This window comes from Lyngbya sp. CCY1209, from assembly GCF_035615495.1.
GTDB lineage: Bacteria > Cyanobacteriota > Cyanobacteriia > Cyanobacteriales > Microcoleaceae > Limnospira.
In genome coordinates this window covers 1-904 of sequence record NZ_JAJENU010000346.1, presented here as the reverse complement: position 1 = coordinate 904, position 904 = coordinate 1, and the positions used below count along the sequence as shown (strand labels likewise).

1 protein-coding gene is annotated in these 904 nt (G+C 51.4%); it reads right to left on the bottom strand.

The window, feature by feature from the left end; translation table 11 throughout:
* Nucleotides 1-438 precede the first annotated feature (438 nt).
* Nucleotides 439-798, bottom strand: a complete 360-nt coding sequence (locus tag LKE08_RS09700; protein ID WP_324704017.1) for a hypothetical protein — start codon at nucleotides 796-798, stop codon at nucleotides 439-441.
* Nucleotides 799-904: the final 106 nt, after the last annotated feature.

The window sequence follows — 904 nt, the reverse complement described above, 5'->3', positions numbered from 1 at the left end:
AGAAAATCCTAAAGTTGTTGCTACTTTTTTGAGGAGATTAGCTGCACCATTGATATCGGCATTAACTAATAAACCATCGTGAGTTGAGTCATAATATTTGCCAGCCTCTCATATCAAGTTCGGATCGTCAGTTATAGCGCTTCGCGCAGGCAATAGGCAAGTCGGCAAGTCGGCAATAGGAAATAGGCAATAGGCAAATAGGCAATAGGCAAATAGGCAAATAGGCAATAAGGCGATAGGCGATAGGCAATTGAATCCGAACGATTCTGGCGGGCGTGAGATTCACTCAGATCGAAAATGACAGCACGACTGGGGCGATTTTTATATCTCGTCAACCGGCGGGGGGGATTGCCACTGTCGGACATCGCACGGGGTTTGTCGCCGTTCGATTTGGGGTGGCGATCGCTTGGGTGCCGAATTTTTGTCGCGATCGCAGTATCAATTTTTGACAGGTTCCGGAGTCGGCTTTTTCGCCGTTTCGCCGCGGCGATTAAACCACTCGACTCGGCGGACTCCCAAGTGAGCGGGGCGCTTCGGATGGTGTTCGATCGCATTTTTTTGATAGCCGTTCCCAGGGGGGGTCAGCAGAACCGGTTTCGGCTCAAAAAAGTTTAACGGTGCCGGCACGGATGTCCGATACAACCAGGTTCGCCCCGGAACGTACTGCTGAGATTCTAGCCACCGGCGATCGGCATAGGAACGCAAATCCAAACTGCGATAGACATAACCCGTGCAGGGAGAACCATCCGGATTCCGTTCTCCATTCGCTTCTCTGGCATGAAGGCGGTAATTTCCCACAGTGATAATACCTCGTCACGTAAAACTTTTGGGAGGGTTGGAAGCTCCGTGATTGATCGCGGAGAGGAAAACCGACTCAAGCGGCTTTAGCCCCCAGCACCCCCTT